At 46.1% G+C, this 22,104-nt stretch carries 23 protein-coding genes; 22 read left to right on the top strand and 1 reads right to left on the bottom strand.

All coding sequences use genetic code 11. From position 1 onward, the window contains the following. Nucleotides 1–188 precede the first annotated feature (188 nt). The 21 genes from BS614_RS14780 to BS614_RS14880 all read left to right on the top strand — a co-directional run bounded on the left by BS614_RS14780 (nucleotide 189) and on the right by BS614_RS14880 (nucleotide 20,113). Nucleotides 189–695: a YceD family protein gene (locus tag BS614_RS14780; RefSeq protein ID WP_074094544.1), complete on the top strand. Its 507-nt coding sequence runs from the start codon at nucleotides 189–191 to the stop codon at nucleotides 693–695. Between the two features lie 67 nt (nucleotides 696–762). Continuing rightward, nucleotides 763–936: a 50S ribosomal protein L32 gene (gene rpmF / locus BS614_RS14785; protein ID WP_017689233.1), complete on the top strand. Its 174-nt coding sequence runs from the start codon at nucleotides 763–765 to the stop codon at nucleotides 934–936. A 372-nt stretch (nucleotides 937–1,308) separates the two neighbouring features. Next, entirely contained in the window at nucleotides 1,309–1,857 is a 549-nt protein-coding gene (fapR, locus tag BS614_RS14790; protein ID WP_047842457.1) for a transcription factor FapR, read from the top strand. After that, nucleotides 1,854–2,849 (top strand): phosphate acyltransferase PlsX, encoded by a 996-nt coding sequence (gene plsX, locus BS614_RS14795; protein WP_047842458.1) that lies wholly within the window; start codon nucleotides 1,854–1,856, stop codon nucleotides 2,847–2,849. Before fapR ends, plsX begins: the two co-directional genes overlap by 4 nt. Before the next feature lie 8 nt (nucleotides 2,850–2,857). Next, complete coding sequence (locus BS614_RS14800; protein WP_036610885.1) at nucleotides 2,858–3,847, top strand: beta-ketoacyl-ACP synthase III; 990 nt, start codon at nucleotides 2,858–2,860, stop codon at nucleotides 3,845–3,847. A 25-nt stretch (nucleotides 3,848–3,872) separates the two neighbouring features. Next, complete coding sequence (gene fabD, locus BS614_RS14805; RefSeq protein ID WP_074094545.1) at nucleotides 3,873–4,814, top strand: ACP S-malonyltransferase; 942 nt, start codon at nucleotides 3,873–3,875, stop codon at nucleotides 4,812–4,814. 211 nt (nucleotides 4,815–5,025) lie between these two features. Then, entirely contained in the window at nucleotides 5,026–5,775 is a 750-nt protein-coding gene (gene fabG, locus BS614_RS14810) for a 3-oxoacyl-[acyl-carrier-protein] reductase (protein ID WP_017689228.1), read from the top strand. A gap of 152 nt (nucleotides 5,776–5,927) precedes the next feature. Further along, complete coding sequence (gene acpP / locus BS614_RS14815; RefSeq protein WP_024630176.1) at nucleotides 5,928–6,161, top strand: acyl carrier protein; 234 nt, start codon at nucleotides 5,928–5,930, stop codon at nucleotides 6,159–6,161. A 175-nt stretch (nucleotides 6,162–6,336) separates the two neighbouring features. Continuing rightward, nucleotides 6,337–7,575, top strand: coding sequence for a beta-ketoacyl-ACP synthase II (gene fabF / locus BS614_RS14820; RefSeq protein WP_036609459.1), 1,239 nt, complete (start codon nucleotides 6,337–6,339; stop codon nucleotides 7,573–7,575). A gap of 13 nt (nucleotides 7,576–7,588) precedes the next feature. Beyond that, nucleotides 7,589–8,293 carry a ribonuclease III gene (rnc, locus tag BS614_RS14825; protein ID WP_036670338.1) on the top strand — a complete coding sequence of 235 codons (705 nt, stop codon included), beginning with the start codon at nucleotides 7,589–7,591 and terminating at the stop codon, nucleotides 8,291–8,293. A gap of 218 nt (nucleotides 8,294–8,511) precedes the next feature. Further along, a complete protein-coding gene (gene smc / locus BS614_RS14830) occupies nucleotides 8,512–12,081 on the top strand; it encodes a chromosome segregation protein SMC (RefSeq protein ID WP_074094546.1) in 3,570 nt (1,189 codons plus the stop codon). Nucleotides 12,082–12,189: 108 nt separating this feature from the next. Then, complete coding sequence (gene ftsY, locus BS614_RS14835; protein ID WP_017689223.1) at nucleotides 12,190–13,203, top strand: signal recognition particle-docking protein FtsY; 1,014 nt, start codon at nucleotides 12,190–12,192, stop codon at nucleotides 13,201–13,203. 146 nt (nucleotides 13,204–13,349) lie between these two features. After that, entirely contained in the window at nucleotides 13,350–13,997 is a 648-nt protein-coding gene (gene trhA, locus BS614_RS14840) for a PAQR family membrane homeostasis protein TrhA (RefSeq protein ID WP_074094547.1), read from the top strand. Between the two features lie 262 nt (nucleotides 13,998–14,259). Next, on the top strand, nucleotides 14,260–14,610 hold the full coding sequence (ylxM, locus tag BS614_RS14845) for a YlxM family DNA-binding protein (protein WP_017689221.1): 351 nt from the start codon (nucleotides 14,260–14,262) through the stop codon (nucleotides 14,608–14,610). Nucleotides 14,611–14,672: 62 nt separating this feature from the next. Beyond that, entirely contained in the window at nucleotides 14,673–16,049 is a 1,377-nt protein-coding gene (gene ffh / locus BS614_RS14850; RefSeq protein WP_062833767.1) for a signal recognition particle protein, read from the top strand. Between the two features lie 53 nt (nucleotides 16,050–16,102). Next, the gene (gene rpsP / locus BS614_RS14855) at nucleotides 16,103–16,375 is read left to right on the top strand and encodes a 30S ribosomal protein S16 (protein ID WP_017689219.1); all 273 of its coding nucleotides are present in this window, start codon (nucleotides 16,103–16,105) and stop codon (nucleotides 16,373–16,375) included. A 23-nt stretch (nucleotides 16,376–16,398) separates the two neighbouring features. Continuing rightward, nucleotides 16,399–16,629 carry a KH domain-containing protein gene (locus BS614_RS14860; protein ID WP_017689218.1) on the top strand — a complete coding sequence of 77 codons (231 nt, stop codon included), beginning with the start codon at nucleotides 16,399–16,401 and terminating at the stop codon, nucleotides 16,627–16,629. 238 nt (nucleotides 16,630–16,867) lie between these two features. Next, complete coding sequence (rimM, locus tag BS614_RS14865; protein WP_036609454.1) at nucleotides 16,868–17,380, top strand: ribosome maturation factor RimM; 513 nt, start codon at nucleotides 16,868–16,870, stop codon at nucleotides 17,378–17,380. Between the two features lies 1 nt (nucleotide 17,381). Further along, nucleotides 17,382–18,149 (top strand): tRNA (guanosine(37)-N1)-methyltransferase TrmD, encoded by a 768-nt coding sequence (trmD, locus tag BS614_RS14870; RefSeq protein WP_036609453.1) that lies wholly within the window; start codon nucleotides 17,382–17,384, stop codon nucleotides 18,147–18,149. 187 nt (nucleotides 18,150–18,336) lie between these two features. Next, nucleotides 18,337–18,711 (top strand): VOC family protein, encoded by a 375-nt coding sequence (locus BS614_RS14875; RefSeq protein ID WP_074094548.1) that lies wholly within the window; start codon nucleotides 18,337–18,339, stop codon nucleotides 18,709–18,711. 154 nt (nucleotides 18,712–18,865) lie between these two features. Beyond that, nucleotides 18,866–20,113, top strand: a complete 1,248-nt coding sequence (locus BS614_RS14880) for a hypothetical protein (RefSeq protein WP_074094549.1) — start codon at nucleotides 18,866–18,868, stop codon at nucleotides 20,111–20,113. A 3-nt stretch (nucleotides 20,114–20,116) separates the two neighbouring features. Here BS614_RS14880 and BS614_RS14885 read toward each other — a convergent pair whose 3' ends face one another. After that, entirely contained in the window at nucleotides 20,117–21,082 is a 966-nt protein-coding gene (locus BS614_RS14885; RefSeq protein WP_074094550.1) for a polysaccharide deacetylase family protein, read from the bottom strand. A 349-nt stretch (nucleotides 21,083–21,431) separates the two neighbouring features. Here BS614_RS14885 and rplS point away from each other — a divergent pair, with 349 nt between their 5' ends. After that, nucleotides 21,432–21,773 carry a 50S ribosomal protein L19 gene (gene rplS / locus BS614_RS14890; RefSeq protein WP_017689212.1) on the top strand — a complete coding sequence of 114 codons (342 nt, stop codon included), beginning with the start codon at nucleotides 21,432–21,434 and terminating at the stop codon, nucleotides 21,771–21,773. The last annotated feature ends 331 nt before the right edge of the window (nucleotides 21,774–22,104 follow it).

Here is a 22,104-nt window from a genome sequence, read left to right on the forward strand (position 1 = left end):
ACAAACGTCTTGAAAAATCGGTATAATGATTTTTGTTTGTTAAGTCAATTTCATAATACTTTTAACGAAGATTCGTCAGAATACATACAGTCAGGATTTATTGCTTTACAAAAGCAGGCTTGACCTGTATAACTGTCGTGATACGTTTGATACGAATTATGAAATTGGTTTCGTTTGGAGTGATGGAAATGTTAATGCCATTTCGCAAAGTGGCTACCAGTGATGGTCCCCTGAAGTTTAACGAACAGTGGGAGATCAAGGAACTGGTTTCTAACCGACAAGATATCACAGCCGTTACCCCGCTGACTGCGGACTTATCTGCAGAATTCAGAGAAGGTGACGTTGTGGATGTTCATGGCAAGCTGACTGTAGGAGTGGACATGTTGTGCTCCCGTTGTCTCAAGCCAATCAATGAACATTTTCATATTGATTTTCATGAGCAATTCAAGCAGGGAAAACAGCCAAAGGAATTACACGAAGACGATGATACGCTCTATGTGGATGGAGATACTGTTGATCTGAAGGGTTATGCCGAGGAAGCTTTTCTGCTGGATCTTCCGTTTATACCGCTATGTAGCGATACATGCAAAGGGTTATGCCCCAAGTGTGGCCATGAGCTGAACGAAGGTGACTGCGGTTGTGATAACGAGGTTATTGATCCGCGGCTTGCAGGGCTCAAGGATTTTTTTAAATGAGCATGATTGAAAATCGAACATTTTAAGACTACCTGCAAAGGTTGATTTTGATAAGGAGGTGGGAATAATGGCAGTACCTCAACGGAGAACGTCCAAGACGCGTCGCGACAAACGTCGCACTCACTTTAAATTGGCTGTACCGGGCATGGTGAAATGTGAACAATGTGGCGAACTTAAACTTAGTCACCACGTGTGTAAAGTGTGCGGAACGTACAAAGCAAGAGAGATCATCTCTCAATAATAGTTGGACATTAAGTAGCACTTCATTTCGATGAGGTGCTACTTTTTTTGGATTAGAGAGTGTAGGTAGAGTGAGCTAACAAGCATGAAATCCTTGTACCAGAAGGGTGAATTGTTTTTGTTAGGCCAGTCTTTCTTTTTGACACGGGATGAGATATACTATAGTTTAGTACCAGGTTCTAAGATTTGACGTTACATATAGATGAACCATAATCCGTTTGAGAACGACCCTGGTGACCAGGGATGCAACTATAGAAGCAACACGAAAGAATGGTTGAACTGGCCGGACGGGACGGTTCCGTAAACGATACAGCGGGGGGTGTCAGGCATCGAACGTGTACCGAAGAGACAGAGGCAACAGCAGTTAACCAGAATGATAGAAGAGAACCCGTTTGTGACGGATCAGGAACTTACACGCCAATTGAAGGTGAGTATTCAGACGATTCGTCTTGACAGGCTGGAACTTGGAATACCCGAACTTCGGGAGCGGATGAAACTGATGGCAGAGCTCTCGTATGATCAGGTACGCTCGTTGCCCTTGCATGAGATTATCGGTGATATTGTGGATCTGCAACTGGATAAGAGCGGGATTTCCCTGTTTGAGATTAAGGAAGAACACGTGTTTTCCAGAACAGGGATTGCACGCGGACACTATGTCTTTGCACAGGCCAACTCCTTGGCTGTAGCGATTATTAATGACGAGATCGCGTTGACTGCATCAGCAGACATTCGCTTTGTCCGTTCGGTTCATTTGGGAGAGAAATGTATTGCAAAGGCTTATGTGAGATCGATTCCGGGTCAAAAGGGCAAAGCCAAAGTGGAAGTATTCACTTATGTAGGTGAAGAAATGGTGTTTCAAGGCAACTTTGTAATCTACCATTCAGGTGGAGAAGACAGCGGAGAAGGAGGTCATTTGGAATGAAAATCGTCATTGATGCCATGGGAGGCGACAATGCACCTGCATCAACGGTAGAAGGTGCGATTGCCGCAGCCACGGAATGGGCGGATACACAGATCGTCCTGATCGGCGATGAAGCCAAGCTGGAACCTCTTTTGAGTCAGTCAGGTGTTAGACCTGCCAATCTTACGGTCCGGCATGCTTCCGAAGTTATTGGTTCGGATGATGAACCCGTCAAAGCAGTGCGTCGTAAAAAGGATGCCTCCATGGTGGTCGCAGGCCGCATGCTGAAAGAGGGCGAAGCGGACGCGATGATCTCGGCGGGCAATACTGGAGCGCTCATGACAGCGGGGTTGCTTGTTGTAGGTCGCATGGCAGGCATTGAACGTCCGGCACTTGCGCCTATGATTCCAACGATTGATGATGTAGGTGTGCTTGCGCTGGATCTAGGAGCGAATATGGATGCCAAACCGGAGCACCTTGCACAATATGGCCTGATGGGCAGTTTGTATCGGCAAAAAGTACAGGGCATTGAGTCCCCACGAGTGGGCTTGCTCAATGTAGGAACAGAGCCAGGCAAAGGAAATGAGTTGACCAAACATGCATACCCTTTACTGGAACAACTCCCAATTCGTTTTGTCGGTAATGTTGAGGCACGTGATGTGCTGACTGGTGCTTGTGATGTGCTTGTATGTGACGGTTTTGCAGGGAATATCCTGCTGAAATCGCTAGAGGGCACAGCAGGTGCCATTTTCGCCTTGCTTAAGGAACAATTTTCATCTTCTCTCAAAAGTAAACTGGCTGCAGCTGTACTAATGCCTGAGCTGCGTGGGTTGAAACGAAAGCTGGATTATACGGAGCATGGCGGAGCGCCACTCCTCGGTTTGAGCAGACTAGTTGTGAAAAGTCATGGATCTGCTGATGGCAATGCCATCAAAAATGCTGTGCGCCAAGCTCGGATTGCAGTGCAGAATCAGCTGGTAGAGAGCATATCTAAGGAAATTAGCGGGAAGTGAGTGACGATATGAATAATTTGCGCCCAGTAGGGATTATTGGTACAGGGAAATATGTGCCTGAGAAAATTTTGACAAATAGCGATCTGGAGAAAATGGTCGATACCAATGACGAGTGGATCGTCAGTCGTACAGGAATCAAAGAGCGTCACATCGCTGCACCCGATCAGGCAACTTCTGATCTGGCATATGAGGCGGCTATTAAAGCCCTTGAATCTGCAGGCATGACAGGCAGTGATCTTGATCTGATTATTGTTGCAACCATTACTCCGGATTCTTCGTTCCCATCGACAGCCTGCATCTTGCAGGACAAATTGGGTGCAAAAGGTGCCGCGGCATTTGATCTGTCGGCTGCTTGTTCCGGATTTGTATACGGTTTGGCTAGTGCTACGAGCTTCATCCAAAGCGGTATGTACAACAATGCACTTGTCATTGGTGCGGACTGCTTGTCTCGTATTACGGATTATACAGACCGTAACACATGTGTCCTCTTTGGTGATGGAGCAGGCGCGGTAGTTGTTGGTGAAGTTCCGGAAGGTCGCGGATTCAAAGCGTTCGATCTCGGTGCCGAAGGTGCTGGCGGTAGTCTTCTTCAGATGGAAGGCGGCGGTTCCCGACTGCCTGCTACTGCAGAGACTGTTGAAAATAAAAAGCATTACATCAACATGAACGGTCGTGAAGTGTTTAAGTTTGCGGTACGTGTCATGGGGACGGCTACCATTGAGGTATTACGCAAGGCTGGTATGGAGCGTACGGATGTGGATCTGTTTGTTCCTCACCAAGCGAATATTCGGATTATCCAATCTGCGATGCAACGCCTTGAACTTCCTGAAGAAAAGGTTGTAGTTAACGTGGATAAGTATGCAAACACATCTGCTGCTTCCATCCCGCTGGCTCTGGTAGAAGCAGCAGAGGAAGGTCGCATGAAAGCCGGAGATACCGTTCTGATGGTTGGATTCGGTGGCGGTTTGACATGGGGTGCATCGGTACTCGTTTGGTAAATTAGACATCTGGGAGATGAATGAGATGGGTAAAATAGCATTTGTATTTCCCGGACAGGGATCACAGGCTGTAGGCATGGCCAAGGACGCGTATGAGTCCGTGCCTGCGGCAACCGAAATTTTTCGCACAGCAGATGAAACATTGGGTTTCTCGCTGAGCAACCTTGTATTTGAAGGACCGGAGACCGAGTTGAAACAGACATCAAATACACAACCGGCTCTGTTGACAGCAAGTATTGCCTTGCTGGAAGCTTTCAAAGAAAAAGGAATTCAGCCTGACTATACGGCTGGACACAGTCTGGGAGAATATAGTGCACTGGTGGCAGCGGGCGTTCTTTCGTTTGCTGACGCAGTGAGCACTGTGCGGGCACGTGGTCAGTATATGGAACAGGCAGTACCGGGTGGACAAGGAGCGATGGCTGCTGTATTGGGTGCGGATCGGGAAGCGCTGGGGGTGCTTTGCCGTGACGTATCTGAAAGTGGTCATGCGGTTGAACTTGCCAACATTAATTGTCCGGGACAAATCGTCATTTCTGGTGTGAAGGAAGGCGTAGCTGCAGTCGCGGAGCGTGTTAAAGAAGCAGGCGGTAAACGCGCCATTGCATTGGAAGTAAGTGGTCCGTTCCACTCTTCATTGATGAAGGGTGCAGCTGATAAGCTGGCAGAGAAACTGAAAACCGTTACGTTCTCACCGGCAGCGGTCCCTGTAGTCGCTAATGTGACTGCAAGACCTGCAGAGGATGGACAGGTTCAGGATTTGTTGACAGCTCAGGTCTATTCTCCTGTATTATGGGAAGACAGTGTGACATGGCTTATTGAGCAAGGCGTGGATACGTTCATCGAGATTGGATCTGGCAGTGTTTTGACCGGTTTGATTAAAAAAACAGATAAAACCGTAAAACTGTACAATGTGAACAGTCTTGAAACGCTCGAAGCAACGGCAAGTGAATTAGAAAGAATTATATGAGTTAAACTAAACTTTTTACACGAGAACGGAGAGGACAGAAAAAAACTGAAGAAGCGGAGCGTTCGCCTTTATTACCGGATTTTCCCTTTATAAAAGGGAATCAAAAAAATCTGGGGATAACAGCGATCGGAAGTTTATTCTGTCATCGGAGTGGCAAGTGTAAACATTCTTTGGTTGAACTGATATAGATTTGGGGAAAGGAGGAATGATTATGTCTAAACCATTAGAAGGTAAAAATGCACTTGTTACCGGGGCATCCCGGGGCATTGGGCGCAGTATTGCACTGGCACTTGCAGAAGCTGGAGCGAACGTAGCCGTGAATTATGCGGGTAGCCAAGCGGCAGCTGAGGAAGTGGCGGAAGCGATTCGTGCCAAAGGAGTCAAGGCGATTACACTTCAAGCCAATGTTGGCCTGATGGATGAAGCTGAACAAATGGTCAAAGCTACACTCGAAGCATGGGGCAACGTTGATATTCTGGTGAACAATGCTGGAATTACCCGTGATAATCTGATCATGCGTATGAAAGAGGAAGAATTCGATCAGGTTATTGAAACCAATCTCAAAGGTGTGTTTAACTGCCTTAAGGCGGTTACACGTCCAATGATGAAACAACGGTCGGGAAGAATTATCAATATCTCCTCGGTTGTAGGTGTGCTCGGTAATGCTGGACAAGCGAACTATGTTGCTGCCAAGGCAGGTGTCATTGGCCTGACAAAGGCATCTGCTCGTGAACTGGCTTCTCGTGGAATCACAGTTAACTGTGTTGCACCAGGATTCATTGAGACAGATATGACAAAAGAGTTGTCCCAGGAGCTGGTGGACGGTATGCTAAGTGGTATTCCGTTGTCCCGTTTGGGTCAGCCGGATGAAATTGCCGGTGTAGTCACTTTCCTGGCTTCACAGGCTTCATCTTATATGACAGGGCAGACGCTGCATGTCGATGGTGGCATGTACATGTAATTCTTCCCGGACTTGAACAATAGTCGGGGAACAGGCGCTGGACGATCCGAAATGCCGGAAAAAGGCCGGGTTCCCCGGCCGGGAGCCGCATATGTCTTCTATGGCATTTTGCCTGCGATTCTCGTATAATACCAAAGAAGGAGGTGAACCGGATGTCCGATGTATTGGAGCGTGTAAAACGCATCGTCGTCGACCGCTTGGGCGCAGACGAAGCTGAAGTTACACTTGAAGCATCTTTCAAAGAAGATTTGGGTGCTGATTCTTTGGATGTAGTGGAATTGGTCATGGAATTGGAAGATGAATTTGATTTGGAAATCTCTGATGAAGATGCAGAAAAAATCACGACCGTAGGTGAAGTTGTAAACTACATACAATCTCATACCTAAAGTCATTTTAGTCCCGCACATGTTTTCGAACAGGCGGGACTTCTCATCATTCATTGGTTTTTCTCATTCCGCAAGCAGCTCTACTTAAACAGGCTATCTTGGTTGAGTAGATGTCTGTTTGCGGATATTCTCACAAAATACTTGCGTAATGCAGTCGATATAGAGGTGACTCGGTTTGAAACAAAGAGTAGTAATTACCGGAATGGGCGTAATGACATCGCTCGGAAAAGATTTGGAAACGTTCTGGGGCAGTTTAATGGCAGGAAAGTCCGGAATTTCTCAGATTGAGGCGTTTGATGTTAGTGAATACACGACACAGATTGCAGCCGAGATCAAGGATTTCAACCCGGAAGAATATATGGATCGCAAGGATGCTCGCAAAATGGACCGTTTTGTACAGTTCGCTGTGGCAGCCGGCTTCAAAGCCGTTGAAGACAGTGGTCTGAAAATTAACGAGAATATTGATGCAGAGCGTTTCGGTGTATCTATCGGATCAGGTATTGGTGGATTGGGTACGTGGGAGGACCAACATAATGCATTGTTGCAAAAAGGTCCAAAACGGGTAAGCCCATTCTTTATTCCCATGATGATCTCCAACATGGCTTCAGGCCAAATGTCCATTTCTCTTGGTGCCAAAGGTCCTAACATTAACGTTGTTACCGCTTGTGCAACAGGTACACACTCCATCGGAGATTCCTTCAAGCTGATTGCCAATGGTGATGCAGATGCCATGATCTGTGGTGGTGCAGAAGCAACAATCAGACCAACGGGTCTTGCAGGGTTCTGTGCGATGCGCGCAATGTCTACACGTAATGATGATCCTGCGAAGTCAAGCCGTCCTTTTGATACAGAACGTGATGGTTTTGTTATGGGCGAAGGCGCTGGTGTTATGATTCTGGAATCCCTAGAGCATGCTCAAAAACGTGGTGCACGCATTTATGGTGAAGTGATCGGTTACGGTCTGACAGGTGATGCACACCACATGACAGAACCAGATCCGGACGGAGCAGCACGTTGCATGAAGATGGCACTTCGTAATGCGGGCATTGAGCCTGAAGAAGTGGACTACATTAATGCACACGGAACTTCGACGCCTGTAGGCGACAGATCCGAAACGCTTGCGATCAAAAAGGCGTTTGGTGATCATGCGTACAAGCTCGCTGTGAGTTCCACTAAATCCATGACGGGCCACATGCTTGGCGCTGCTGGTGGTGTAGAAGCGGTTATCTGCGGATTGTCACTGACACATCAGACACTGGCTCCAACGATTAACCTGGAAAATCAGGACCCGGAATGTGATCTGGATTATGTACCAAATGTTCCACGTCAAACCAAAGTTAATATTGCCATGTCCAATTCATTTGGATTCGGCGGTCACAATGCCACCATTATTCTCAAAAAATTTGAAGCATAAGGGGCTAGTTCGTTTGAGTGAAGATCTGAAGCAGTTACAACATAAACTTCAAATCAAATTTGACAACAGGCAGCTTTTAAAACAAGCGTTTACCCATGCTTCTTATGTAAACGAACACCGGTTCAGTCAGCATCAGGACAACGAGCGCCTGGAGTTTCTGGGCGATGCCGTGCTGGAACTGACTGTATCGGAGTACTTGTATCATTTGTATCCTAACCGTCCGGAAGGTGAATTAACTAAGCTGCGGGCATCCATTGTCTGTGAGCCTTCCCTCGTCAAATTTGCTGAAGCGTTGGGTTTTGGGCAGTATGTACTTCTTGGTAAAGGTGAGGAACTAACTGGAGGACGGACACGGCCGGCTCTGCTGGCAGATGTGTTTGAATCTTTCATTGGTGCATTGTATTTGGATCAGGGGCTTGCGCCTGTTCGGACATTTCTTGATCAGCATGTCTTCCCATTAATCGTATTGGGCAGCAAGCTGCAAATGAGTGATTACAAAACGGAACTGCAGGAACTTACTCAGCATCACAATATGGGAGCTTTGGAATACCGTATCGTTGAGGAACGGGGACCTGCCCATGAACGTGAGTTTGTCTCGGAGGTCCATATGGGTCAAGAAAGGCTTGGCAGAGGTACAGGACGTTCCAAAAAGGAAGCGGAACAACAGGCTGCATCTGCAGCACTTGATCGACTGAAGCTTCCGGAAGCCGGAGCTTAACCGATAGCGCATAGACAAACGAAGAGCAAAGAGCAGCCCGCGGGTCCGCCCCGGCGGAAGTAATCGGCCGGACTGCTTTTTGCTCTTTTTTTTGTAAAGAGGTTCAGGAGAAGGTTACCTGATCGTTAACTAAATAAGTGAACTTTATTTTGGTTCAATTTATTTAGGCGCTTGAATGCAATACTTGAAATTTGCAAGAGGAGGTGACGAGAAACCCTATGTTTTTAAAACGGATTGAATTGGGTGGATTCAAGTCATTCGCCGACAAAACGGAGATGGAGTTCGTTCGTGGCATTACGGCTGTTGTAGGTCCGAACGGAAGTGGCAAGAGTAATATATCGGACGGAATTCGCTGGGTTCTGGGGGAACAAAGTGCCAAGTCGCTGCGTGGTGGCAAGATGGAAGATATCATCTTTGCAGGCAGTGACGCACGGAAGGCCGTTAATTTCGGTGAGGTGTCGCTAACGCTTGATAACGAGGATCACGCACTTGCATTGGATTTCGGTGAGGTGACGGTGACTCGTCGTGTACATCGCAGCGGAGATAGTGAATATTTTATCAACAAGCAATCTTGTCGTTTGAAGGATATCACGGAGTTGTTTATGGATACCGGCATCGGTAAGGAAGCCTACTCGATTATTGGACAGGGGCGAATCGAAGAGATTCTGAGTACCCGTTCAGAGGATCGCAGAGGTATCTTTGAAGAAGCTTCAGGTATCGTTAAATATAAATCCCGCAAGCGGGATGCGACGCGCAAACTGGATGAGACAGAGCAGAATTTGCTGCGTATTCATGATCTGGTGACTGAACTGGAAGATCAGATTGGCCCGCTAAAGGAACAATCGGAGAAAGCGATCCACTATAAAGAACTTCGTTCTCAGCTCAAATCGCAGGAAATTTCCATGTATGTGTACCAGATCGAACAGATTCATGCTTCCTGGAGTAAGGCAAATGAGCGCCTGCAATCGCTAAAACAGGAAGAGGTTGGACTCGCAGCGATTGTCTCTACGCATGATGCCAAGCTCGAAAATGATCGGAATGCGCTGCGTATCCTGGAAACAGAGACAGAGCAACTGCAAGCCGCTTTATTGCAATTCAGTGAAGCGACGGAGAAAAGTGAAGGACTTGGAGAATTGCTCAAGGAGCGCTCGCACCATCTGCAAACAAATCAGGAGCAGCTCAAAGTAACGCTTGCCTCCAGTGAAGAGAGACATCGCGAACGGGAAACCGAACTGCTTGCACTGCGTGAGAAGTTTGGCAAACTTGAGCATGAACTGAATGATGTGAGAAATCAGTTGTCTCAGGAAGAAGCCAAACTCATCGGTGTTACAGGTGGCATTAGTCAACAGCAAGAGGAAAGCCTCAAAGGCAACTTGCTGGAACTGATGAATCAGATGGCTCAGACACGCAATGAAATTCGTTACGTGGACCAGCAGAAAGAAACGCTGGAGCGCAGAATGAATCGCGCGGCTGAGGAATCGGGCAAATGGGAAGATCAAAAAGAGACACTGGAAAGTCGTAAAGCGGACATTGAGAAAAAAGTTGTTCGTTTGGGCAAAGAAATCAGTGATCTACGTGGTGGATACATTACGGAAAGTGAACGACTCCAGTCGCTGCAGAAGCTGCTTGAAGAAAGTCGGGGCACAGTTCGTAAATGGGAACAGAAGCGTGAAGCTCAAGTTTCCCGCCGCGATACGATGAAAGAGATGCAGGATGATTTTGACGGATTCATGCTGGGTGTCAAGGAGGTCCTCAAGGCTTCACGCAAAGGTACGCTGAGCGGTGTTCATGGAGCTGTAGCTGAACTCGTCAAAGTTCCAGAAAAGATTGAACTTGCCGTAGAGACAGCGATGGGTGCATCCTTGCAGCATGTGGTCATGGAAAATGAATCAGTTTCCAGACAGGCAATTGCTTTTCTGAAGCAGCGCCAGTTGGGGCGTGCAACGTTCCTGCCTTTGGATGTCATTCGTCCTCGTGCCATTGGAGCGGCTGAACGTTCCATGATCGAAGGTATGGAGGGTTTTGTGGGGATCGGTGCTGATCTTGTACAATTCGAATCCAAATATGCTTCAATCATTGGCAGCTTGCTCGGTAATGTTATTATTGCCGAAACGTTGGAGGTCGCCAATAAAATTGCGGCTCGCTGTCAGTATCGTTTCCGGGTTGTGACGCTTGAAGGTGACGTGGTCAATGCGGGTGGTTCCATGACAGGTGGTAGCCAGCACAAGAAAAATGTGAGTCTGCTCAGCCGGAAACGGCAGCTGGACCAGCTCGACCAGGATATTTTGGATACGGAAAATCAGATCGTGAAACTGCATCGCAGTGTGGATGATGTAAAAGTTCAACTGGAGCAGTGTCAGGACAAACTGGATGAACTTCGTCAGTCCGGTGATGATACCCGAAATGCAGAACAGCAGGCTTCGATGGAAATGAAACAGGTAGAGCATGAGCTTCGCCATGTGCTTGAACAGGTTGCCGTTGCCGGGCAGGAGAAGAGCGGCTTTACCGAAGAGATCAAAGAGCTGGATACGGCTCGGATCGTCGCTGTGAAGAAGCTGGAGCAACTTGAAGAGGAAGAAAAAGCGACTCATCGTGCCATTCATGCAGCCGAGTTTGCTCGGAAAGCCAATGAATCCGCGAAGGAAGAATTGCAGAGCCAACTCACCGAATTGAAAGTGCGCGAAGGCAAGCTTGATCAGGAGCGATTCTCCAATGGAGAACAATTGCGACGTCTGGAGCGGGAAGTAGAGTCGCTGGTGAAAGATCTTCGTCAGAATCGCACGTTGCTGGCTTCGATGGAAGCAGATCTCAAGAAAACACAGACCGAGAGTGTTAAACAGATTGAAGATCTGAACCAGTATAAGCTGAAAAAAGCGGAAGCTTCTCAGGAGCTGGACTTCAAACGTGCTGCCCGAAGTGAGTTGTCGAAAAAGCTTGAGCTTGCCGAGAGCGAAACGAAGGAACAGCGCACGCAGTTAAAAGCTGTGGAAGAACAGATGCGACAGACGGAAATTTCCGTGAACCGGCTAGATGTTGAGCTGGAAAATATACTGCGAAAACTGACGGATGAATACGAACTGGGCTATGAACTGGCCAAAGAGCGTTATCCTGTGCCGGAAGACGTGGAGCATACACAGGCAGAGGTACAGAAGCTGAAGCGCAGTATATCCGCCCTAGGTGATGTGAACCTGGGAGCGATTGAGGAGTTCCAGCGAGTCAATGAGCGATACGAGTTCCTGAGTGAACAGAAGAATGACCTGGTTGAAGCTAAAACAACGTTGTATCAGGTTATTCGGGAAATGGAAGACGAGATGGCGAAGCGATTCAAGATCACGTTTGATGCCATCCGCCGTGAGTTCGGTACCGTGTTTAGCAAGCTGTTTGGCGGGGGACGTGCTGACCTTGTTCTGATGGACCCGGAGCGCTTGCTTGAAACGGGAATAGATATCGTGGCACAGCCACCAGGCAAGAAACTGCAAAACCTGCAACTGTTATCCGGTGGGGAGCGGGCTTTGACAGCGATGGCTTTATTATTTGCTATTCTGCATGTCAAACCTGTACCATTCTGCGTGTTGGATGAAGTTGAGGCAGCACTGGACGAAGCTAACGTGGTACGTTTTGCCCAGTACTTGCGTGAATTCTCCGAACAGACACAGTTTATCGTTGTTACCCATCGTAAAGGTACGATGGAAGAGGCAGATGTGCTGTACGGTGTTACAATGGAAGAGGGCGGCGTATCCAAGCTTGTTTCGGTTAAACTGGAAGATGAGGAAGCAGTAATTGCCTGACTTGATCCAAACCTGCGAGACAAACGAACTCATTGTAATCATTGAAAATCATTCAGATTGAGCATTTTTGCAAAAGCGCTTAGATTATGTACACGATGGAGGGGCTTTATGAGTTTTTTTAAAAAGCTGAGAGACAGCATTGCAAGCAAAACGGAGTCGGTCACCAAACAGTTCAAGGATGGATTGGAAAAGACACGTAAAGGGTTAGTGGAAAAAGTGTCGGATCTCGTAATCCGCCGCAAAAAAATCGATGAAGAGTTCTATGAAGAACTGGAAGAGATTTTGATCGGAGCAGACGTTGGTGTGAATACAGTCATGAATCTGATCGAAGACCTGCGCGTTGAGGTGAAAAAACGCAAAATTGAGGATGCGGCTGAGCTGCAGCCTGTATTGTCCGAGAAACTGACGGGTCTTCTTCGCGGTGAACAGAATAACGAATTGAAAATGAACCCGGATGGCATTACTGTCATTTTGTTCGTTGGTGTTAACGGTGTTGGTAAAACAACAACGATTGGCAAGCTGGCACATCGATTTAAACAACAAGGTAAAAAAGTCATCATGGCAGCTGGAGATACGTTCCGTGCCGGAGCCATTGAACAGCTGGAAGTATGGGGACAACGTGCCGGTGTCGATGTGATCAAACAGCAATCTGGTTCTGATCCAGCAGCGGTTATGTATGATGCGGTGCAGGCAGCGAAACAACGGGGTGCGGATGTTCTCCTCTGTGATACAGCAGGTCGTCTGCAAAATAAATCGAACCTGATGGACGAGCTTAACAAGATCTATCGTGTCATTCAGCGTGAGATTCCGGATGCTCCGCATGAAGTACTGATGGTACTGGATGCAACAACAGGTCAAAATGCTTTAAACCAGGCTAAACTTTTTGGTGAGAAAAGCGGGGTAACTGGCCTCGTACTGACGAAACTGGATGGAACAGCCAAAGGGGGGATCGTTGTTGCGATCCGTCAGGAGCTGGACTTGCCAGTGAAACTCGTGGGGCTGGGTGAGAAAATTGATGATCTGCAGCCGTTTGATTCGGAGCAATTTGTGCATGCTTTGTTCGCTGGATTGATCCAGGAACAGCCAGCTGAAAGTGTTGAAGAAGAGGAAGCTAATTCCTAGAACCATTATTAATTAGGATAAATGAATAGCGTTATGCGCAATTGCCAGTGATATACGTGATAAGTGTCACGTGTAATGTCACTGGCAATACGTGTATAATGGGAATAAAGCAGGCAATGCTAAAGGGCTAGAAAGGACGGTTGAAAATGGCCAATACTCATACCTATTCTCGCCGTGAAGAAGTCGCCAATGCGGTGACACATGGAATCGGCGCTGCACTCAGTGTAGCTGCACTGGTGATATTAATTGTATTTTCAAGTATGAAAGGCACAGCTTGGCATGTGGTCAGTTTCACGATCTACGGGATCACCATGCTGCTGCTCTATACGAGTTCTACACTCGTACATGCATGGAAAGATGGAAAAGTGAAAGATTTATTTGAGATTTTCGACCATTCTTCCATTTATTTGTTTATTGCGGGATCGTACACTCCGCTTTTGTTTATTGCTGTTCGCGGCACACTTGGATGGACCCTGTTCGGTATAATCTGGGGAATCGCATTATTCGGCGTGGTCTTTAAGGCGTTTTTTACGAAAAAGTTTCTATTCATGTCCACGATTTTCTATATTGCGATGGGCTGGCTCATCGTTATTGCCTGGCAACCACTTATGGCTGCGATTCCTACAGGAGGAATTGTGCTGCTGGTAGCTGGAGGCCTGATGTATACAATGGGTACGCTTTTTTATATGTGGCGTGGATTTCCTTACCACCATGCGATTTGGCATCTCTTTGTGCTAGCAGGCAGTGTTCTTCATTTCTTTATGGTACTGCTGTACCTGACACCACTTCGCTAGAACACCATAGACGGATGCATCTCCACGGACTGAGACGCATTCGTTTTTTCTTCTACATAGAGGCGGGTCGCAAGGACACAGATAGAATTTGCTTGTAGTGAAAAAGGGTATAAACCACCCGGTAAACATCGAAATAACGTATCATCAGAGCTGTTTTTATTGTGACAAGTATTTTTGCTTGACAACCTGATTTGTTTTAGGTATTATTAGGAACGTTGCAAGAGTGTAAAGTGTTTTTCCTTGACGAAGGGAGTGCCCCGATGTGAGTCAAGAAAATCGGCTTGAGAAGACAAACCGGATTAACTTGCTGTTTGCTTTTTATGAATTGTTACTTACCGAGAAACAGCAGACTTTTCTAAAGTATTACTTTCATGACGATTTCTCACTTGGTGAAATTGCAGCCGAGTTTGAGATCAGCCGCCAGGCGGTATACGAGCATATCAAGCGTGCCGAACAAGTGCTGGAAAATTACGAAAGCAAGCTGGGCTTGCTGGAAAAGCATGAACGGCGTAATCGCAATCTTGAAGATTTGCAAAATGCATTGGAACGCGCAGGCGTCTCCATTGATAACAACAAACAAATACACGATATCGTTGCTCAGCTTAGTGAATGAAAATTGGCTGAGCGGAACGTATCGGTCTTGAAAACAGTATTAAAGCTTAAGGAGGTGGGATCATGGCATTTGAAGGATTAACGACCCGATTACAGAATGTGTTCAGCAAGCTGCGCGGCAAAGGCAAGGTGTCTGATGAAGATGTAGCCGAGGCTATGCGCGAAGTACGTCTGGCATTGCTCGAAGCGGATGTAAACTTCAAAGTGGTCAAGGAATTCATCGCCAAGGTGAAAGAGAAGGCTGTTGGCAAAGAAGTGATGGAGAGCTTCACGCCAGGAATGGTCATCATCGACATCGTTAACAAGGAACTAACGGATTTGATGGGTGGAAGCCAAGCGAAATTGGCTAAAGCGAACAAACCGCCTACGGTGCTGATGATGGTTGGTTTGCAGGGTGCTGGTAAAACAACCACATCGGGTAAACTGGCTAAAATGCTGCAAAAGCAAAACAGCAGACCATTGCTTGTTGCAGGCGATATTTATCGTCCGGCAGCGATCAAACAGTTGCAAGTACTTGGCGAGCAGATCAAAGCGCCGGTATTCACACTGGGAGATCAGACAAGCCCTGTTGAGATCGCACGTCAAGGTCTACAACATGCCAAAGATAATGGTAATGACTATGTTATTATCGATACAGCTGGACGTCTGCATGTTGATGAAGAACTGATGGAAGAACTTCGCCAGATTCACAGCGTAGTGAATCCGGATGAAGTACTGCTTGTTGTAGACAGCATGACAGGTCAGGATGCGGTTAACGTAGCAGAACACTTTAACCAGCAGCTTAATCTGACCGGGGTTGTCCTGACCAAGCTGGATGGAGATACTCGTGGTGGTGCTGCGCTTTCCGTTAAAGCAGTTACGGGTTGTCCAATCAAGTTTGCTTCCCTTGGAGAGAAACTTGACGCGTTGGAGCCGTTCCACCCGGAACGTATGGCTTCACGGATCCTCGGTATGGGTGATATGTTATCTCTGATTGAGAAAGCACAATTAAACATTGATACCGATAAAGCCAAGGAAATGGAACGGAAGATGCGTAATGCAGAATTCACGTTTGAAGATTTCCTGGAGCAGATGGATCAAGTGAAAAAACTGGGACCAATCGATCAGATCATGGATATGATCCCCGGCATGGGCAAGATGAAACAAGCCAAGGATCTGAAGGTTGATGATAAACAGATGGGCCGGATCGAAGCGATCGTTTACTCAATGACGACCGAAGAGAAACGTAACCCGGACATGATCAACCATAGCCGCCGGAAGCGTATTGCTACCGGAAGCGGAACATCTCTGGCTGAAGTAAATCGTCTGATCAAACAGTTTGATGAGATGCGCCGCATGATGAAACAGTTCTCGGATATGATGGGACCTAAAGGCGGTAAAAATAAAGCGATGAAGCAGCTTAAAGGTATGGGTAAAGGAATGAAGTTTCCTTTCCGTTGATTTAAGCGAAGCTGGATCATATACAGATTTCATTGAAGGAGGTGAATTTTCAAATGGCAGTTCGTATTCGTCTGAAACGTATGGGTGCTCACAAAGCTCCTTTCTACCGCGTAGTGGTATCGGATTCCCGTTCCCCACGTGACGGTCGTTTTATCGAGGAGATCGGTTACTACAACCCGGTTGAACAACCGGCTGTTGTTAAGATCGATGAAGATAAAGCATTGGCATGGCTTCAAAACGGTGCACAAGCATCTGACACTGTCCGCAACTTGCTTAGCAAAGCGGGCGTGATGAAGAAGTTCCACGAGTCTAAATTATCTAAATAAAGTGCTGATTCGGAGGGTCATCTATGGAAGAATTAGTAAGCATAATTGCTAAGGCTTTAGTCGATCATCCGGAAGATGTGACGGTTCGGACGGTTGAGAAAGACCGGCTTGTCGTTTATGAGTTAACTGTTCATCCTGACGATGTCGGGAAGGTAATTGGTAAACAGGGACGAATCGCGAAATCACTTCGTACGGTCGTCACATCAGCAGCAGTTAAGATGGATAAACGGGTTACCGTTGATATCATATCTTAAAGATATACGAAAGGGGGTTAGGATGCATGTCCTAGCCCCTTTTCGTGCATGCTGAAACTTAAATAATATGATTGAAATAGCTCGTTAAGTATGATTATTTGCGGAAGTAGTGAAGGGTACGGAATCGATTCTGAAGAAGCGTCAGGATAACAGCGATCCGAAGAACGATCCGTAACCGGAACGGTCGCATGGAGATCATCAAATATGAGTACCATATGAATGGATTTTAGGAGGATTTATGGCAGAGTTTATGAATGTAGGTAAAATCGTTAATACGCATGGAATTCGCGGTGAGGTGAGAATCATGCCTATAACCGATTTCCCAGAAGTGCGTTTCGCGAAAAATGCAGAGTTGTTTTTCTTTACACCAGATAATCATCCCGTCATGGTTAACGTGGAATCTGCACGTTTGCATAAAAATATGTATATTCTTCGTCTGAAAGAGTATGGCAATATTAATGAAGTAGAGAAGTTTAAGGGCGGCATGGCCAAAGTGTTAAAAGAGAACCTCGCTGAGCTGGAGGAAGGTGAATACTACTTCCATCAAATCGTTGGGTGTTCAGTTATCACCGAAGAGGGTGAAACGCTTGGAACCATCTCTGAAATTTTGACTCCGGGTGCCAATGATGTATGGGTTGTCAAAACGCCAGCAGGTAAAGAAGTGCTGATTCCCGTTATTGATGATGTAGTACTTGATGTGGACATCGAACAGCAGCAAGTGAAGATTCACCTGATGGAAGGGCTGCTGTAACATGAAAGTGGATGTATTAACACTCTTCCCGGAGATGTTTGATGGCGTATTCGGAGCAAGCATTCTGGGTAAAGCCCAAACGAAGGGGCTGGTGTCCCTCGGTGCAACCAACTTCCGTAATTATGCGACAAATAAGCACAATACGGTCGATGATGCTCCTTACGGTGGGGGTGGAGGCATGGTGCTGAAACCAGATCCGATCTTTGCTGCTGTTGAAGATGTACTGGAGCAACGCGGAGAAGCCGCGGCAACCATGAAAGCTCCACGTATCATTTTAATGTGTCCGCAAGGTGAGACGTTTACACAGAAAAAAGCAGAAGAACTTGTACAGGAAGATCATCTGATTTTTATATGTGGACATTATGAAGGTTACGATGAGCGAATTCGCGAATTTCTCGTGACGGATGAACTATCCATTGGTGATTACGTGCTCACTGGTGGGGAATTGCCTGCTATGGTTGCGATCGACAGCATCGTACGTCTTATTCCCGGTGTGCTTGGCAATGAGACAAGTGCTGTGACGGATTCATTCAGTACTGGACTCCTCGAATATCCACACTACACACGTCCACCCGAGTTTAGGGGCATGAAAGTACCGGATATGCTGTTGTCGGGACATCATCTGAACATTGAGGCATGGCGCAGAGAACAGTCGTTGCTTCGTACGCTGGAGCGCAGACCGGAGATGTTGGAAACGGCTGATTTGACGGATAAAGAACGTATTTGGTTGAAAAAGATACGCTCAAACCGTAAACATAACACAGAGTAAGTATATGTATCGTATAAACACGTAAATATATCTTTTTATAGAGTTTGAAAAAGCCAACCTTGATACCAAAGGTTGGCTTTTCTTATGTGTTTTGTAAAGAAAGCTGGATATTCAATGGGTTATTCTATAAAATGGAGGTATATTTTAAAACTAAGTTTCACTAAATGAAACCAAAGGCGGTGTATGAATGACTTACAATATTATTGGTCTTGATCATATTCAGCTCGCAGCACCTGAAGCTTGTGAAGCGGAGGCACGTCATTTTTTCAATAAAGTACTGGGCTGGACGGAGATTCCCAAACCTGAAATTCTGAGAAAACGGGGTGGTGTATGGTTTGAGTGTGGTGGACACCAAGTGCATATTGGCGTACAAAAAGATTTTATTCCCGCCACAAAAGCTCATCCGGCTTTTTATGTACAACATTTGGATCAGTTGCGTGATCATCTCATTCATAACCAAATTCATATTGTCGATGACGAAGAAAGGGCAGATGAAGGTGTAAGACGTTTTTATATAAATGATCCTTTTGGCAATCGTCTTGAGTTTTTAGAGTGGGCTTAAAATCATTCGTTTAAATCGTTTAATTACGTAGGCACTTTTTTGCAGATTTGAACATTTTTGCATGACCACATAATAGGGTTGTAAAAAACAGGGATTTTCTTTATGGTGAACTCAGCTGGATTTGAATAACAACGATAAGCTGAGGAGGAAGATGATGAGCAATCAGCCTTATGAAATCGCCAGACTAAATATTAGCCAAGCCGGAGAACGCTGCAAAATGCTTTTGGGAGATCTAAACGGGGATGGCAGACTTGAAATGTTGCTGGTACAGGCAGATGGGGGGATAGACGATCGGTATGTCCCGCATCAGGTATGTTGTTTGACTGCGTTTGATCTGGAAGGAACATTACTATGGCATGTCGGAACTCCCGATCCTGATGCAGGTGGTCCGGGTTCAGACTATCCCGCTCAGATCGCAGATTGGGATGGAGATGGAAATAATGAAGTATTGTGTGTCATGGACAAACAATTTCTCGTGTTGGATGGCCGGACCGGAGAGATCAAAGAAACACGTGATCTGCCAGGTGATGAAGCACATGACTGCATTATTCTCGCCAACCTGACGGGTAACCAGCATAGAATGGACATTATACTGAAAGACCGCTATAAGACGTTATGGGCACTCGACCATGATTTTAATTTGTTATGGAAGCATGAAGGGAATCCAGGACATTTTCCATGGGTATACGATATCGATGGAGATGGGAAAGATGAAGTGATGGCCGGATATGACATGTTGGATCATGATGGGACATTATTATGGTCTTGTCAGAATCTCGATGATCATGCTGACTGTATATGGTTTGGAGACGTTGACGGTGATGGGCAAGTCGAGGTTGTCATTGGTGGCAGTGTTACGGTCATGATGGACCGCTACGGAAATGAGAAATGGCGTTATGAAGACTCGATTGAATCACAGCATATTGCGTTAGGCCATTTTTGTACTGGAATGGAAGGTTTACAGATTGCAGGTCTGGACCGGATTGTCCGGGGGGATGAGCATGGTAAGGATGGAATGTTCATGCTGGATAGCTCTGGAAAAGAAATATGGAAAGAAAACCGCACGACTCGTGGCTGGTTAACCATTATAGAGCCTGTATGTAACTGGGATGAAGGTGGACTCGATTATATTTTGGCGTATCGCCGAGGTGGAGACGTGTTGCCTTCTTTGGTAGATGGAGATATGAAAACGGTTACTGAATTCCCAAAAGAGGGATATGCGGTGCATGCAGACCTGGTTCAGACGGGGAAAGAACAGATCATCATCTATGACGCAGTGGAAGCAGTGATTTATTCCAGCTCTCCGATGACATTATCACTTACCGATTCAAAAAGAGCCAAGCCACAGCTTAAAAGGCTGTATAACTCGACTCTGTATCCGGGCGGTGAAGTTAAAGTCTAGATTTTACTGGTCATTCTCCGATGCAGGTAATTCGTTCTGCGGACTGGATTCGGGTTGAAGCAAGGTCGCCAAATCAGTACCTGTCGTGACGGTCAAGCGAGGTAGCTTCATGGGATGATCTCCTGGATGCACAAATCCAGACTTTACGGTAAAGGCCATGCGATATCCATGTTGTTGTAACTTGTAGATCATCTGTGTGCTGGTATAACCAAAAGGATAGGCCAAATAAGGTGTGTCTATTCCGGTTTCCTTCATTTGCTGGATATCATCATCCAGAAGACTGGTGTCCAGACCGACAGGTACGCTGTTCCCACAGCGCATAAATCCCTTATGATGCAGGTTATAGGTATGGCTGTTGAATTCAAATGCGTCGGTTGCTCCCTGCATCTCTGGCTTGGAGATGAAACTGTTGATGGCGGGCTCAAATACCGAAGGTTTATCCTGAATTTTACTGCCTATGACAAACAGGGAGGCGTGAAAATTATATTTCTGAAGCACGGGGTAAGCTAATGTATAATTGTTCTGGTATCCGTCATCAAAGGTAATTACAATGGACTTCTGTGGTAAAGATAACTTTCCGTTAACATATTGTTCAAGCTGATCCAGTGTAATTGTTCGGTAGCCTTCATCATGCAGGTATTTCATATTTTGCTCAAAATCCTCCAGATTAATGATGGATTTATTATCTGTGTCGTGATTATTCAGTTTGGGCTCTATGTAATGATACATCAGTACAGGAACTTCTGTAGCAGTACCTTGTTCGATCTTGAAGGTAGAACGATCAAGCGCAGATTGGTTAGAGAAGTCAGTGTGTGACAGCTCGAATGCTTTGCGTTTGACTATGTCCCAGGATGTGCAGGCTTTGTGTGACAGTGCATTCGTTGGATGAGTTACGGCATATGCATACAGCGTAATGGAGCATATGAGCATGGCGAGTAGGGCAAGTGTGATCTTTTTCCAATATTTCATGAGTCTCAGGGTTCTCCTTTTAAAGTGGTCAATAAGTTATATCATAGACGATATTTCTACACCGGAAGTTACAGTATTTTTTCCTGTATCAGGTTGACTTGCAGATGAGAGTGTTGATACACGGTCCATATGAGAGAATGTATTTTAGAATGAAGTCAACATATGATGGATGAGTTTCAGAGAGGTAGATTGAACAATAGGCATTTGTGTAATTTCTCTTGTGTTTTGATATGCTGCGTGATACAATAAGTCTGTTATGTGGAATACGGCGGTCCTCTATGGATGATGAAGGAGACAAGGTGATCTCTGGAAGAAGTATGAACGCCTGTATGGAAGGAGGGAGTCATAGATGAATATCGTTCAAGCGATTACACAAGAACAACTTCGCAAGGATCTTCCGAGTTTTCGTCCTGGTGACACTTTGAAAGTGCACGTTAAGGTAATCGAGGGAACTCGCGAGCGTATCCAATTGTTCGAAGGTGTTGTGATTAAACGCCGTGGTGGTGGAATCAGTGAGACTTTTACAGTTCGTAAAATTTCTTACGGTGTAGGTGTGGAAAGAGCTTTCCCGCTTCATTCCCCTAAAATCGATAGAATCGAAGTGGCTCGCCGTGGTAAAGTTCGTCGTGCGAAGCTTTATTATCTTCGTGAACTACGCGGTAAAGCAGCGAGAATTAAAGAAATTCGTTAATATAACGGATACCGGGAAGGGCTTGGAGACAAGCCCTTTTCGTTTTTGTCCGGGAAAAGTTGAACCGGAGGTACACTTCCGAGTAAAATGGTATGGCAACACATGCGGGGAATAGTCCGGGAGGCTTGTAAAATCAGTTATTGAAGTGCGTGTTCAAAAGACCGGTTTCAGTACCGACTTTTTGAACAACCTCTTGAAGGCATTTGAATTGTGGATTAAATGTACTGTAATGCTTGGTGTAAGATTACATAACTGATGTAAATGTTTTGTATCCATCCATTGAGTTATTGGAACGATACAGAATGCTGGATGTGTGTACTGCTATAAACAT

It is taken from the genome of Paenibacillus xylanexedens (assembly GCF_001908275.1).
GTDB classification, from domain to species: domain Bacteria; phylum Bacillota; class Bacilli; order Paenibacillales; family Paenibacillaceae; genus Paenibacillus; species Paenibacillus xylanexedens_A.